Origin of the sequence: Pseudophaeobacter sp. C1-32P7 (assembly GCF_041008775.1) — a bacterium.
GTDB classification, from domain to species: Bacteria; Pseudomonadota; Alphaproteobacteria; order Rhodobacterales; family Rhodobacteraceae; genus Phycobacter; species Phycobacter gallaeciensis_A.
This window is the reverse complement of record NZ_JAXGFR010000014.1, coordinates 22638-36449: the sequence shown is the minus strand read 5'-3', so window position 1 is coordinate 36449 and position 13812 is coordinate 22638. Positions and strand designations below refer to the sequence as shown.

General features: G+C 60.2%; 14 protein-coding genes. 4 read left to right on the top strand and 10 right to left on the bottom strand.

All coding sequences use genetic code 11. The annotated features are described in order from the left end of the window. Positions 1-35: 35 nt before the first annotated feature. Together SM763_RS18050 and SM763_RS18045 are read left to right on the top strand one after the other, a co-directional pair. A complete protein-coding gene (locus SM763_RS18050) occupies positions 36-2036 on the top strand; it encodes an NADPH-dependent 2,4-dienoyl-CoA reductase (protein WP_152467196.1) in 2001 nt (666 codons plus the stop codon). A gap of 26 nt (positions 2037-2062) precedes the next feature. Beyond that, positions 2063-3583, top strand: a complete 1521-nt coding sequence (locus SM763_RS18045; RefSeq protein WP_152467131.1) for a class I adenylate-forming enzyme family protein — start codon at positions 2063-2065, stop codon at positions 3581-3583. A 461-nt stretch (positions 3584-4044) separates the two neighbouring features. Here SM763_RS18045 and SM763_RS18040 read toward each other — a convergent pair whose 3' ends face one another. Both SM763_RS18040 and SM763_RS18035 read right to left on the bottom strand, forming a co-directional pair. Continuing rightward, positions 4045-4749, bottom strand: coding sequence for a glutathione S-transferase family protein (locus tag SM763_RS18040; RefSeq protein WP_043753650.1), 705 nt, complete (start codon positions 4747-4749; stop codon positions 4045-4047). After that, positions 4746-5180, bottom strand: a complete 435-nt coding sequence (locus SM763_RS18035; RefSeq protein WP_036051600.1) for a DoxX family protein — start codon at positions 5178-5180, stop codon at positions 4746-4748. Before SM763_RS18035 ends, SM763_RS18040 begins: the two co-directional genes overlap by 4 nt. 98 nt (positions 5181-5278) lie before the next feature. On the opposite strand from SM763_RS18035, the gene SM763_RS18030 reads away from it, so the two are divergent. Beyond that, positions 5279-5707 (top strand): MarR family winged helix-turn-helix transcriptional regulator, encoded by a 429-nt coding sequence (locus SM763_RS18030; protein WP_232237122.1) that lies wholly within the window; start codon positions 5279-5281, stop codon positions 5705-5707. Between the two features lie 88 nt (positions 5708-5795). Here SM763_RS18030 and SM763_RS18025 read toward each other — a convergent pair whose 3' ends face one another. The 6 genes from SM763_RS18025 to SM763_RS18000 form a co-directional block, all read right to left on the bottom strand. Then, positions 5796-6296: a DNA-3-methyladenine glycosylase I gene (locus SM763_RS18025; protein WP_136340201.1), complete on the bottom strand. Its 501-nt coding sequence runs from the start codon at positions 6294-6296 to the stop codon at positions 5796-5798. Positions 6297-6601: 305 nt separating this feature from the next. After that, positions 6602-7057: a PaaI family thioesterase gene (locus SM763_RS18020; RefSeq protein ID WP_152467132.1), complete on the bottom strand. Its 456-nt coding sequence runs from the start codon at positions 7055-7057 to the stop codon at positions 6602-6604. Between the two features lie 21 nt (positions 7058-7078). Continuing rightward, positions 7079-7804 (bottom strand): helix-turn-helix domain-containing protein, encoded by a 726-nt coding sequence (locus tag SM763_RS18015; protein WP_152467133.1) that lies wholly within the window; start codon positions 7802-7804, stop codon positions 7079-7081. Next, the gene (locus tag SM763_RS18010; protein WP_152467134.1) at positions 7788-8642 is read right to left on the bottom strand and encodes an SDR family oxidoreductase; all 855 of its coding nucleotides are present in this window, start codon (positions 8640-8642) and stop codon (positions 7788-7790) included. Before SM763_RS18010 ends, SM763_RS18015 begins: the two co-directional genes overlap by 17 nt. Further along, positions 8639-10576 carry an AMP-binding protein gene (locus SM763_RS18005; protein WP_197918524.1) on the bottom strand — a complete coding sequence of 646 codons (1938 nt, stop codon included), beginning with the start codon at positions 10574-10576 and terminating at the stop codon, positions 8639-8641. The genes SM763_RS18010 and SM763_RS18005 overlap by 4 nt, the downstream gene beginning before the upstream one ends. A 115-nt stretch (positions 10577-10691) precedes the next feature. Beyond that, complete coding sequence (locus tag SM763_RS18000) at positions 10692-11453, bottom strand: glucose 1-dehydrogenase (protein WP_152467136.1); 762 nt, start codon at positions 11451-11453, stop codon at positions 10692-10694. An 88-nt stretch (positions 11454-11541) separates the two neighbouring features. Between SM763_RS18000 and SM763_RS17995 the strand changes: the two genes are divergently transcribed. After that, the gene (locus tag SM763_RS17995) at positions 11542-12942 is read left to right on the top strand and encodes a TetR/AcrR family transcriptional regulator (RefSeq protein WP_368999366.1); all 1401 of its coding nucleotides are present in this window, start codon (positions 11542-11544) and stop codon (positions 12940-12942) included. Here the strand turns inward: SM763_RS17995 and SM763_RS17990 are convergent. Together SM763_RS17990 and SM763_RS17985 are read right to left on the bottom strand one after the other, a co-directional pair. Beyond that, positions 12924-13325: a PaaI family thioesterase gene (locus SM763_RS17990; protein ID WP_028093915.1), complete on the bottom strand. Its 402-nt coding sequence runs from the start codon at positions 13323-13325 to the stop codon at positions 12924-12926. The genes SM763_RS17995 and SM763_RS17990 overlap by 19 nt on opposite strands. Further along, a complete protein-coding gene (locus SM763_RS17985; RefSeq protein WP_027264417.1) occupies positions 13325-13807 on the bottom strand; it encodes a PaaI family thioesterase in 483 nt (160 codons plus the stop codon). The genes SM763_RS17990 and SM763_RS17985 overlap by 1 nt, the downstream gene beginning before the upstream one ends. Positions 13808-13812 lie beyond the last annotated feature (5 nt).

The window sequence follows — 13812 nt, the reverse complement described above, 5'->3', positions numbered from 1 at the left end:
AAGTGAAAAATAGACCAGATGGAAGCTTTGAAACCATGCTCTCGCCCATCCGCGCAGGCCAGCATACATTGCGAAATCGTGTCATCATGGGGTCGATGCACACGCGGTTGGAAACCGAGCCTGACGGCATAGCCAAACAGATCGCGTTTTACGCCGAGCGTGCGCGGGGGGAGGCGGCGATTCTGGTCACCGGCGGGTTTTCGCCCAATGCCGAGGGCATATTCGATCCAGAAGGTCCGAGAATCGATGACCCGGAAGAAGCGCTTGACCTGCGCCCGATCTGCGAGGCGGTGCAGGCCGAAGGCAGCCTGGTCTGCGCGCAACTCCTCCACGCCGGGCGCTATGCCAAGATCGAAGGGTGTGTGGCCCCGTCGCCGATCCGCGCCCCGATCAACCGTTTCATCCCGCGTGAAATGACCGAAGCCGACATTCTCCGTACCATCGAGGATTTTGCCGTAGCGGCCGCCAATGCGCTGGCCGCAGGCTTTGATGGCGTCGAGATCATGGGGTCCGAGGGATACCTGATCAACGAATTCACCGTCACCCACACCAACAAGCGCCAAGACGACTGGGGCGGCAGCGCCGCGAACCGCCACCGATTCCCGGTCGAGATCGTGCGCGCGGTGCGCGAACGTTGCGGCCCCGACTTTCTGGTCATCTACCGGATTTCGGCGGCCGATCTGGTCGAGGGCGGCGCGCCCGCCGAAGAAATTGCCGCACTGGCCCGCAAGATCGAGGCTGCGGGTGCGGATATCCTGAACACCGGCATCGGCTGGCATGAGGCCCGCGTGCCGACGATCGCCTACCCGGTGCCGCGCGGTGCCTGGCGCAAGGCGGCAGCCAACGTCAAAGCGGCGGTGTCGATCCCGGTAGTCGCCTCGAACCGGATCAACACACCCCAGCTTGCAGAAGACATACTTGCCTCTGGCGATGCGGACATGATCTCGATGGCGCGCCCGTTTCTGGCCGATCCGCATTTCGTGAAAAAGACGCGCGAGGGCCGCGCAGACGAGATCAACACCTGCATTGCCTGCAACCAGGCCTGCCTGGATTTCATTTTTTCGGACCGGCCGGTCGGATGTCTGGTCAATCCAAGGGCCGGGCGTGAAACGGAATTCCGGGATACGCCAACCGACACGCCAAAGAAAGTGGCCGTCGTTGGCGGTGGTGCCGCGGGCATGGCCACAGCCGCCGAGGCGGCACGGCTGGGCCACGATGTCACCCTGTTCGAAGCGCAGGACAAATTGGGCGGTCAGCTGAATCTGGCCCGCGCCGCACCAGGCAAGGACGAATTCGACGAAACCCTGCGGTATTATGCCGGTCAGATGCAGAAACACGGGGTCACGCAGCGTCTGGGACAGCGGGCAGAGGCGAGCGATCTTGAGGGATTTGACCATGTGGTCATCGCCACCGGGGTCACGCCGCGCATTCCCGACCTGCCGGGTATCGACCATCCCAGCGTCGCGACCTACGCCGAAATTCTGTCCGGTGACCGCGAGGCGGGCGACCGTGTCGTGGTGATGGGGGCGGGGGGCATCGGTCATGATGTGGCCGAGTTCCTAGTGACCAAACCCGCCGAGACCGCGAATTCCGACGTCTTTTGCGAAACCTGGGGAGTGGACCCCGAGTTTGTCTCCTCGGGTGCCCTGGCGGGCGACCCTCTGGCACCGAAGCCGTCGCGCCGCAAGGTCGTCATGCTGCAGCGCAAGACCGCTAAACCGGGCGCGGGGCTTGGTGTTTCGACAGGGTGGATCCTGCGCAACGCGCTGCGCAAACATGGGGTCGAGGCAATGGGCGGGGTGACCTATGAACATATCGACGATGCGGGGCTGCACATCGTCGCGGACGGAAACCCGACGGTCATCGCAGCCGATACAATTGTGCTGTGCACCGGTCAGGAACCGGAACGGGCCCTGGCCAAAGAGGTTGTAGCGCGCGGCGTCCCGGTTACGATGATCGGCGGGGCAAAGGAGGCCGCCGAACTGGATGCGCTGCGCGCCATTGATGAGGGCGTGCGCCTGGCGCAGGATCTCTGAACCGAGGCTCGGGCAAGGGGGAAACTATGCTGACCGACGTCATCCGCGCGGGGCGCGCTGATCTGTATTCGATCTTTCGAACCCGCGCACATGACTGCGCCCGCGCCCTCGCCATCGAGGACGGCAGCAGAAAACTGACCTATGCAGAACTGCTGGAGCGGGTCGATCGTCTGGCGGCTGTATTTCTGGCACGAGGCGTGGCGCCCGGAGACAGGATCGCGATCCTGTCGCATAACCGCTCAGAATACCTGGAGGTCGAACTTGCAGCAGCGGGAATCGGCGCGATCGTCGCCTGTCTGAACTGGCGGCTTGCCCCCGATGAACTGCGGCACTGCATCGATCTGGTCGAGCCGGTTCTCGCGGTTGTCGAACCGGAACTTTCAGAAGCTTACCGCGCCGTCGCGTCGACACCCTGTCTAACCGTCGGGCCAGACCTGGAAACGGCCATTGCCGGGGTCGAGCCGGACCCGCGCACCGGAACCATGGTTGACGACCCCGAGGCCGGTCTGACGATCCTCTATACCTCGGGGACCACGGGCCTGCCCAAGGGGGCGCATATCAGCCACCGCGCGCATATCGCCCGATCCATGGTTTTTGCGGCCCAGCTGGCGCTGGATCCCGGCGACGGGTTCATCGCCTGGGCGCCGATGTTCCACATGGCCTCCACCGATCATGCGCTGGCAACGATCCTGCGGGGCGGGACCGTGGTGATGGTGGACGGGCTGCAGCCCGCCGTCATCAACGAGGCGCTGTCACGCCACAGGATCGGCTGGTTCGTGATGATGCCCGGGGCACTGGAGGCTTTTATTAACGAACGGCACGCCAACCCTTTGCCGCTGAAGGGGATCAAGGTTTGCGGCGCAATGGCTGATCTGGTGCCGCCGCATCAGATCGCGGAACTGACCGGTCTTCTGGACACGCCCTATCTGAATTCCTTCGGGGCGACCGAAACCGGCCTGCCGCCGGGAACCGCCGATCTGATCGCGCCGGGTGTGACCCCGGACCGGCTGTCCAAGCGCATCAGCGCCTTTTGCGAGGTGCGGCTGGTCGATCCCGACGACCGCGAAGTCCCCGATGGAACGCCGGGCGAAATGGCGCTTCGGGGTCCGACGCTGTTTTCCGGGTACTGGAACGCCGACGACACCAATGCCCGTGACTTTCGCAACGGCTTTTTCCACATGGGCGATCTGTTCCGGCGCAATGCGGACGGCACCGTCGACTTTGTGGATCGGGCGAAATACCTGATCAAGACCGGAGGTGAAAACGTCTATCCGGCGGAAATCGAACGTGTGCTTCTTTCTCATCCCGATGTGATCGATGCCGCCGTGGTAAGGGCCTTCGACGCGAAATGGGGGGAAAGCCCGGTGGCCTTTGTCGCCTGTGACGATGACGGGCCGGATGCCGAGGCGCTGCTGAACTTGTGCCGCGAAAGCCTCGCTGGCTATAAGCGACCACGCGAAATTCGCTTCATCGCGTTCGAGGATTTTCCCAGATCGACCAGCGGCAAGATCCAGCGGCATATCCTCGAAGCCCGGCTCGCAGATTAATTTTCGCTCTGACCCGATCGTCAGCCAGCCACGCCAGTTCGCCCCAATAGCGATAAAAGCGTTCTTATCCTCGTTGCCACGAGCTTCTTATCCCCGCCCTTTGGAGTAACCCCCTGAAAGTGATCCACCATCTGGGATAGATTGACCCGCGATTGAAGCGCAGCCCTCTGTCGGACTACACGGCTAGGGTTTTCCGGGTGTTTGAGCTCAGGAGGATTCGTAGATCCCTGAGCCATTCATCAGTGCGATCGGTGGTTTGTTCCCGGTTGCGCTGTGGGGGCAGCAGTAACCCGGCGCATCGCACCGACGGGCATGGACTGCCGGCAATTGCCGGTTGGGGCTGCTGCGGGCCTTCAAGGGAAAGTCGGCGACTATCCGATGTGCGGGACAAAGCGGACATTCGCCAAGCGACCTCAAACGTCCGGTTCTGTACTGCGGCCCGACAAAACGATATCAAGTGATCAGCGGTCAGCCGATCGCACCTGTGTAACTGTCTTCTTCGGCCCTCCTGTCTGCATGATCTGGGACAGGTAAGAATTGCGCCGTCTGATGAAGTCACGCAGAAGGGTCGGGTAATCTTCACTGACGGCATTCTTCACAGAAACCCGACGCTCCAGTTCATGTCGCCAGGCCCTTACACGGGCAAGCCCTGTGAAGACGCCAAACTCTCCGATGGTGTCAAAAACGTCGAAATAGCGGAAGACCGGGCCGAATACGACATCGACGAGGCTGAACCGGTGGCCATCGAACCATGGTCCCTCCCCAAGCTCCGCGTCCAGCCGAAGGAACTTTGCGCGGAGCGCCGCCACTTTTTCTTCCAACGCTTTCTCGTTCGGCGCCGAGTAGAACCCCGCAATGTCGTTCAAGACAGCAGATCCAAATTCAATCCAGGCACGGTGGCGGGCGCGATCGAGAGCGTCGTGCGGATGAAGCGCGTGGGGTTGTGTATCCTCAAGATATTCGAGGATAACCGCAGATTCGAAAATCGGCGTCCCGTCCACAACCAGGACAGGCGTCTTGCCCAGCGGAGATATGGCAAGAAACCAGTCGGGCTTGTTCGAAAGATCGATGTCAGTTCTCTCGAACGTGACACCTTTCTCAGTGAGCGAGATCGCCGCGCGCTGCACATATGGGCAGAGCGCATGGCTAATGAGGTGGAGGCTCATGTTGTCTCTCCCGCCATCTGCACGTTACCGGGCGCGAAGGAAGGGCTGAGGGCGAAACGGCCGTCGCCCAGAAGCCCTTGCACGATGGCAAGCAGCGTCAGATAGGCCGGGTATTCCCACCCGCCGTTCTCGTATCCGAACATCCAGCCGTTTCCGGAGTGAGCCCAGGTCGCACCGGCCAGGATGGGCACGGTCGCCGACGCGACCCACCGAGCCTGTACGCCGAGGACCAAAAGGGCACCGGCAATCGCCTCGACTGCAAAGACCATATAAGCAAACCAGCCGGGCAGCCCGATCGAAATGAAGAACTGCGCCGTTCCGGGAAGTGTGAAAATGAAGAGCTTGAGAAACAGGCTGTGCGCCAGGAACATGATCCCGAGTGCTATACGGAGCAGGAATATCCCAAATTCTGTGAGGTGCGATTGTGACATGATATGATCCCATATGTCGATGCAGTTGCATCTATATATAGCGCGTCACATGCGATGTCAAGGTTGATGCACTTACATGTACATGATAGGTGCTGGATATGAACGAGATTGACCATGCTACTGAGGCCGCCTGGACAGCCCTCATGACTAAAAGCCGCGTTTTGCTTGAGGCTGTCGAAACGTCTCTGAAATCGGCAGGATACCCGCCAATTGCATGGTATGACGCGCTTCTCGAACTCGAGAAGGCTGGCCCGGACGGACTCCGGCCATTCGAACTCAAAGACCGGATTTTGTTACCCCAATACGGTACCTCGCGGCTGCTGAACCGTATGGTGAAAGCAGGGCTGGTGAACCGACAGGACTGCTTGGAAGATGGGCGAGGTCAAAACATTTCTATCTCTGAAAAGGGTAAATCTGTCAGGAGGGCGATGTGGCCGATCTATGAACGGGTTCTGTCGGAAAGGATCGGCGCAAAGCTGAAACCCAAAGACGCCGCTCAATTGGCCTCGCTACTCTCAAAGCTCTGAAGTCTAGGTCGACTGACGCGAAACCTGTCTGTGACTTTCCACGCTAAGTGGCCCTGAATTTTTTTCACGTTAATTGGCCGACAGTTGCCTATGTCGGTGTGCGAAGGGTGTTTCGGGCTGTTTCGACGTCCTTTCGCATCCAACAGACCTCTGCGTGATCGTTGATAAATCCCATGGCCTGCATGAATGCATATACGGTGGCCGGCCCCACGAATTTGAAGCCAAGCTTTCGTAGGTCTTTGGACAGGGTCTCGGACGCTGGTGATTTGGACCGCATTTGTGGCAGTGCGTCGTCCTTGGCAGGTTCATATAGCCAGATGAATGCGGCGAAGGAGCCTTCCTCTTGGACGACCTCGAAAGTACGGCGAGCGTTGTTGATCACGGCTTCGATCTTGCCTCGATAGCGAACAATTCCTTCATCGGCAAGTAGGCGCTTAATATCGTTGTCGTCAAAGTTCGCAACTCCCCGAAAGTCGAACCCGGCGAAGGCAGCACGAAAGTTCTCGCGCTTGGCCGGAATGGTGCGCCAGCTCCGCCCTGACTGGAAACTCCGGCGTGACGGCAGCCCATCGGCACCGTGGGCGTCCATCCGTTCCAATTACGGTTGCAGCATCAGGCCGCTGCCGCATAAACTTGAACAGAAACTGAACCAGATCCTCCGTTACGATACAGTCTCAGCTCTCCGAAAAACCCTGACGAGGGACAATCGGCGACCGCACTGCTAAAGGCTAACATTACCGCTTGGCAGGTCTGAACCTGCTGGCGGCGATCTGGATACCGCGCGCGCCTACGGGAAACGGTTGGCCGAGGTCGCGAGCCGCTGGAACAGCTGATCCAGCTGTCTGAATAATCGGCCCGGCCGCCCGGATCGGATGTGCTGCGGCCGGGTTGCGCTCAGTCCGCGACCCCCGCCCGCCCGATCAGCGCCATGAGCGTTCCGGTCATCGTTGCGACGAGCTTTTCATCCTGGCTCTTCACGGCATAGGCACGCGCCTCGCATATGGTCAGCGTCCTGCCTGGTTTCACCACGTCAGCGACGAAGCGAAACCGTTCGCCGTCCGCCGGGTTGAGTAGGTTGATCTTGAATTCGGCCGTCAACACTGCCGCGTCCGCTGGCATCAGCGAAAAGGCCGCGTATCCGCAGGCGCTGTCCAGCGCTGTCGACAGGATTCCGGCATGCAAAAACCCATGCTGCTGGGTCAGTGCAACCTGATGTGCCATTTCCAGAACGATGCGGCCGGGTAACAACTCGGCAATGCTGATCCCCAACGTGTTCATCACCTTCTGGCGATCGAAACTGTTGCGCACGCGTGCGTCATAGTCGGGGTTTTTCGGTTTGAATTGTGTCATGGCGGGTCTTCCTCTTCGATTTCATTCGTCAATGACCAATCTTAGGCGGTCTTTGAGGCGCGTATCTTGTAGCGAAAGGTCAAAACGACGCGGAATAGACAGAGCGCGCAACGCGCCGGGCGGTTTGCCGGCGAAGATCCGGCAAGCGGCGGACAAGTGAGATTGATCGTAGTATCCGGCGTCCAGCGCCAGATCGCTCAGCAGCAGGGTCTTTGACGCAAGCTGCCCGAGAGCCCGGCGAAAGCGTCGCAAGGTCGCAAGCCGCCGCCGCGACACGCCGGTTTCCGCCCGCACCTTTCGACGTTTGGTCCGGTCGCTGTAAGCTCCGGTTGGTGCGGCAAAGCGCAGGTCTCTCGCAAGGCCGTCAAGCACCGCGATGAGCGCAGGCAGGTCATCGTCCCCGTTCTGAACCCGGGCCAGTTCTGAGGCCAGCATGTCCAGCCCTTTGGAGTCGGGAAATCGCTGCGGTCGTGACGACAGTCGCAGCCCGGCCACGACACCCAGGAATGGCCTTGGGCGGGGCGAAAAATAGGGGCGCGGTTCTGCCAGCGATACGCGCCCGCCGCCGCTGTCGTCGCGCGTTACCGAAAGGGTAAAGAGGTCGGTTGCGAACCGCCCGTGTCCACCACCGCTCAGCACACCGGTATCGCGGAACACGAACAAATGGTCGATCTGTTTGGCCGCTTCCTCAGGCGGAGCCAGTTCGAGATAACGCGGCGGCTCCATCAGGTTACTTGACGAAAGCATCCCGGTTCTCGGCGACGAAATCGGCAAATCGGCGCGCCGGGCGTCCCATCACATCACTGACCGTGGTCTCGATGCCGGCAAGGTAGCCCTTGGGCGCGATGGAAGCCAATTCGACCATGGCTCTGGCGACCTCGTCCTGCATTCCGCCAGCCACCATGCCCGCCTTGGCATTTTCGGCCGACAGGGACACGCACGACACTGTTCGTCCCGTCACCCCGGACAGAAGGGCCGCGATGTCATCCCCTGCAAGAGCTTCGGGCCCGGTCAGGCCAAGAGCCTTGCCTTCGTAACCCGGAGCGGTCAGCGCCTCGGCGGCGACATCCGCGATGTCGCGGGCGTCGATCCAGGCCACGGGGCCGCCCAGATCGTCATAGTACACGGCGTCCTTTGCAATGTTGCCGGCCTGCCACAGCAGGTTCTGCATGAAATAGGTCGGCTGGACAAAGGTCCAGTCAAGGCCGCTTTGCTTCAGCAGCTCCTGGGTTTCGGAATGCCACTTTCCAAAGGTCAGCCCCGCCTTGGGCGACGCGCCAAGCCCCGTGGCCACAACGATATGGCGCACGCCCGCGGCCTTGGCCGCCTCGATCACGTTCGCCTTCCACTGGCGCATGTTCAGATGGGCAGGCGTGACCAGGTATATCTTTTCTGCCCCGTCACAGGCCCGCGCCAGCGCGGCAGGGTCCGTGAAATCCGCTGCGACCGCCTCGCATCCTTTGGCCCTTAGCGCATCTAACTTGGAGGGGGCGCTGGTGACAGCGCGCACGGACGCGCCTTTTGCCAGAAGCGTATCGACGAGGGGCGCGCCAGTCGTGCCCGTGGCTCCGAAAACAGTGATCATGACTTTTCCTTTTGCAGGTCTGCGATGGGCTGAATGGTTTCCGGGTTGCTGATCGACGACAGATCGCCCGGATCTTCACCGAGAAAGGCGGCACGCACGACACGGCGCATGGTTTTCATGCTGCGGGTCTTGGGCAGCGCTTCGACAAAGTGGATCTCGCGCGGGCGGAAGGGCTTCGAGACGATCTCTCCGACACGATCCTTGAGCCGGTTCACGAGCTCCGCGTCCGGCGACACATTTGGGGCCGCCACGCAGACGCAGACGACGGCCACGCCCTTGATGTCATCAGGTGCCGCGATGGCAGCGGCGTCCACCACCTCTCCGGTTTCGGTCAGGGCCGCCTCGATCTCGGGCGGGCCGATGCGTTTGCCGGCGATGTTCAGCGTGTCGTCCGACCGGCCCAGGATATACCATGTCCCGTCCGGATCGCAGCGCACCCAGTCGCCGTGCCGCCAGAGGCCGGGGAAGGTGGACCAGTAGGTTTCAAGGTAGCGATCGCGGTCCCCCCAGATGGCCGGGGTCAGACCCAGAGGCGGCTGGGTCACGACCAGTTCGCCGACCTCGCCCGGTGCGGCTTCGCTGCCGTCCTGGCGCAGAACCTTGGCCCCGACACCCAGGGCCTGGGCCGAAAATCCGCCGGGCTTGAGCTCGTGCAGCACGGTCGAGGTCAGGATCGCGCCAAAAAGCTCGGTCCCGCCCGAGATGTTCAGCGGCACGGCGCGGCGGCGACAGATATGATCGAGCTGCCAGAGCCAGGCATCCTCGGTCCAGGGCTCGCCGGTCGAGGCGACGATGCGCAGGGACGACAAGTCGTAGCCCGACAAAGATTCAGTATCCTGCGTCATGAACTGCCGTACCAGGGTCGGGGCCACGCCGAGATGCGTGACCTCCATCTCGGACGCAAGACGCAACAGCCTGAAGGGATCGCCGGGCATTGATGGTGCGCCCTCGGCCAGCACCAGAGTCGAACCGGACAAGAGCACCGACAAAAGGGTAAGCGGTCCCATGACCCACCCCATGTCGGTCATCCAGAGGTGCCGGTCATCCCGTTTCATGTCGAGGCAAAGCAGGAAATCGGCCGTGGCCTTGGCCTGCACGCCCAGATGGGTATGCACGACGCCCTTGGGCCGTCCGGTGGTGCCTGACGTATAGGCGATCAGAAAGGTGGCTTCGGCCTTGACCGGAACGGCGGCAAGCTCCGGACTGGCGCGGCCCACGGTTTCGCTCCAGTCCAGATCGCGGGCGGGATCGGCTACCGCACCGCCGAACCGTCGCAGGCTGATCACGGTATGAACCGATGGCACGTCGGTCAAAGCCTGGGCGAGGCTCGCCTCCATCCAGACCGGCTTGCCTCGCCGGGGTGTGGCATCCGCTGTCAGCACCGCCACGGCATCCGCGTCGTTCAGGCGCGATACGATGGCATGAGGCGCAAAACCGGAAAACAGCGGCACCGCAACCGCGCCCAGCCGGGCAATCCCCAGAAGCGCGGCCTCGATTTCGGGGATCATCGGCATATAGATGCCCACCGCCTGACCGGGCCTTACACCGCGCGTGGCAAGGGCCGAGGCAACGCGGGAGGCTTCGGCGGTAAGGTCGGAATAGGTCCAGCGGCGGCGGCTTCCGTCTTCGCCGACCCAGTCGATTGCGACCTTGTCGCCCAAGCCATCGACAATTCGGGCGTCAAGACAGGTTTCCGTCAGATTCAAAGTACTCCCGACGGCCCACCGGATCGATTCGGGCCCTTCGGAGATATCTCGCAACCGGCTGTAGGGCCGCGCGAACCGTATCCCGGCATGGTCAATGATCCGGCCCCAGAACCAGTCTGGGTCTTCATTCGAACGGCGGACGAGTTCCTCGTAACTGTCAATGCCGCAGCCCGTCAGAAATGCGGTCAGAGTGCTTGTCCGCTGGATGTCAGAGCCTGGCTGAAACATTCGCAACCTTTCTAGAATGAAAAAGGGCCGCACAAAAGGCGCGGCCAGTCGGGGAGGTAACTCTTTTGGCACGGTTTGGCAGCAACGCCTGGTGTCCGGCGCTGCTGTCATGGCTTCAACCGTGCATGGACAAGCCGCCCGAAACCGAAATCACCTGGCCGGTAATGAACCCTGCGTCGTCCGACGACAGGAAGCAGATGATGCCAGGGTAATCCGTCGGCTGCGCCAGGCGCTTCATCGGAATCGCCCGCTTGAGACCTTCGGCGATCTTTTGACCTGCCTCGCCCTCGGCAAATTGAGCGAACAGAGGTGTGTCGGTCGGTCCCGGGGCGACCGCATTCAATTGTATACCTTTGCGCGCCAGCTCGCGCGCCACGGTCTTCGTGAACGAAATGATGCCGCCCTTGCAGGCTGAATAAACCGCCTCGCCGGATGACCCGACACGACCAGCGTCAGAGGCGATGTTAACCACGCGACCGCCGCCGCTCTTGACCATGCCCGGAAGCACCGCGTGATGCATGTTGAGCGGGCCGTAAAGATTGATGTCGATAACCTTTTTCCAAAGATCGGCATCGGTGTCGAGAAACATTCTGCTGACGTCCCAGCCGGCGTTGTTCACCAGCACATCAATCGGGCCGCCGGATTCGAACTCGGCCACCGCCGTGTCGACTTGACTACGGTCGGTGATATCTACCTTGAAGGCCTGCGCCTTCCCGCCAGCCTCGGTGATCAGTCGGACAGTTTCCTCCGCCCCATCCTTGTTCAGATCGAAAACGGCAACTTCGGCGCCCTCTTCGCCGAACCGTTCGCAAACTGCGCGGCCAATGCCGCTTCCACCGCCGGTCACAATGACCCGTTTTCCACTCAACCCTCGCATGGAGGTCCTCCTCTTCCGATAAACCTTTGTCAAGAACTTGATTCGGAACGTTCCTTGGATTATTCTAACATTTGTTAGATTTAATGCAATGGACAGTCTCGTGTCCCGCAAGTATCGAAATGAAATGGTACACAAGACTGACCCCCCCAGGACACTGAGCGAAGACTTGAGCAAGTCTGAGAGGACACGTGAGGGTATCCTTTCGGCGGCTGCGCGACTTTTTCGGTATGAAGGCTATCACGCAACGACTATGCGCGACATCGCGCAGGAAGCTGGCATTGAGGCCGGCAGCATTTATTATCATTTTCAATCCAAGGACCAGATTCTGAGCGAAGTTCTCGATCTTGGCGTCCGTCAACTATATCAGGCGGTCAGTGAAATCGTTCGGTCGGCACCGACAAGTTCGGAGGATTTTCGCAAGACTTTCGGACTGCTGATTGAAACACACCTTGCCTACCTATTGACCGACAGCGACTTTACGTCAGCCAATATTCGGAACTATCCGATGTTGTCGGACGAAACACGCGCCCCGCATCGCGAATTGCGTGCATCATATGCGGGTGCCTGGGGCAAATTCCTGAATGACGCCAAACGCGCCGACCACCTTCGAAGCGACATACCCACTGCTGTGATCCGCCAGTTCATCCTGAGTGCCATGAACTGGACCGTAGAATGGTACGATGTCGACTCGTATCCGGTGCGCATACTCGCGGAACGAATGAGTAAGCTGATACTTGACGGAATGTGTCCACATCGCAAGGCGGATACCGAAGGCTTGAAGCTGTGCCCCGCCACTACCGCCAAAACCCCGGATCCCGACAGCAAGGCGGCTAAGACCCGTGCAGAAATTCTAAAGGCCGCAGCGCGCGTTCTGAGGGACAATGGCTACAAGGCGACCACGCTGAGAAAGATCGCGGAAGAAGCGGACATGAAAGCGGGCAGCGTCTATTACCATTTCAACTCCAAAGAAGCGATCGTTGACGAAGTTCTAAACGCCGGACTGAGGGACTTGCTATCAGGTGTCGAAGCCGCCGTTCGGAAATTCGATGCCCCGTACGATCATCACGCCAAGATAGCGACTGCAATCTGGGCGCACCTGGATTTCCTCTTCAAGGCAAGTGAATTCACCTCAGCGAATATCAGAAGCTATGGAATGCTCCCCAATCATTTCAGGGAGAGGCACAGGGGTATTCGCCATGAGTATGGAAAACTCTGGGATCGGATACTCCGTGAAGCTCAGGACGACGGTGCCATACGGTCGGATATCAAGATCGTCCCCTTGCGCCAAGTGATGTTGGGTGCCTTAAACTGGACGGTGGAATGGTTCGACCCGAACAAGGCAGGAGTGGAAGGATATCTATCACTGCCTGAATTCTCCAGCATGCTCATCAATCTGCTATTGGAAGGCATTTGTAACCGGGAAGCGACCCCGTCCACAGGACAAGGTAGCCCTGAAAGCGGTTGCCCCGGTCAGACCAGAAGGAAGTGATACAGCCCTTCGGCAACCGCCTTTTCCCGATCCGTCTGCCAGCTGAGCACGCTGACGCTTGCCATCCGCTTGCCTTTGCGCGTGACGTTAGCGCGCGCAAAAAGCGGTCCCTTCACACCGGGTCTGAGGTAATCGACGGTCAGGTTGATCGGCTTGGCCGGAACGTCGGCGAAATCGGGCTGTACCGCGATGGCGGCAGTGGCCTCCATAAAACTCGCGATTATGCCGCCATGGTAGTACTCCATGATCGGGTTACCGATATGGCGGTCATCAAAGGTCATTTCCGCCTCAGCATGGAGACTGTCTAGACTTCTGACCTCAAAGTTGAGAAATCGGAAGAACGGCACCCGGGATACATTGGCATTGACAGTTTGCACGTCCATCACGAGGTTTTTCCTTTTGTCATTGCGTCAAACAGGCTGGTTTCGCCGCGCGTCAATGCAAACGAGGCGGTTCCCCTAGCTATTTCAGCATCCTCATGGCCCGCGAACCAGACGCTGCCGGAATTGAAGGCGATGTGGCGGGTCTTGCGAAAACAATGCGCTTGAACGATGACATCCGCGCGCGAACGGGCCGGGCGCAGGTAATCAACTCTGAGGTCAAGAGTGGCCATGGTACTGACGCCTTCGATGGCAACAAAGTTCGCCAGTCCAAAGACACTGTCCAGAAGTGCCGTCAGGATACCACCGTGGAGCAGCGATTGTTCCGCATCGACGCAAAAGTCCGGATTGAACGGCATCCGAACCCGAACACCTTCCGTCGAGACCTCTTCGATCTCAAGCGCCATATGCGTTATCAGACCCTTGCCGCGCGCATTCCACATCTGCGCGATTTGCTCCATCTTCTTTTGGGTGATGTCTGACATGCGAT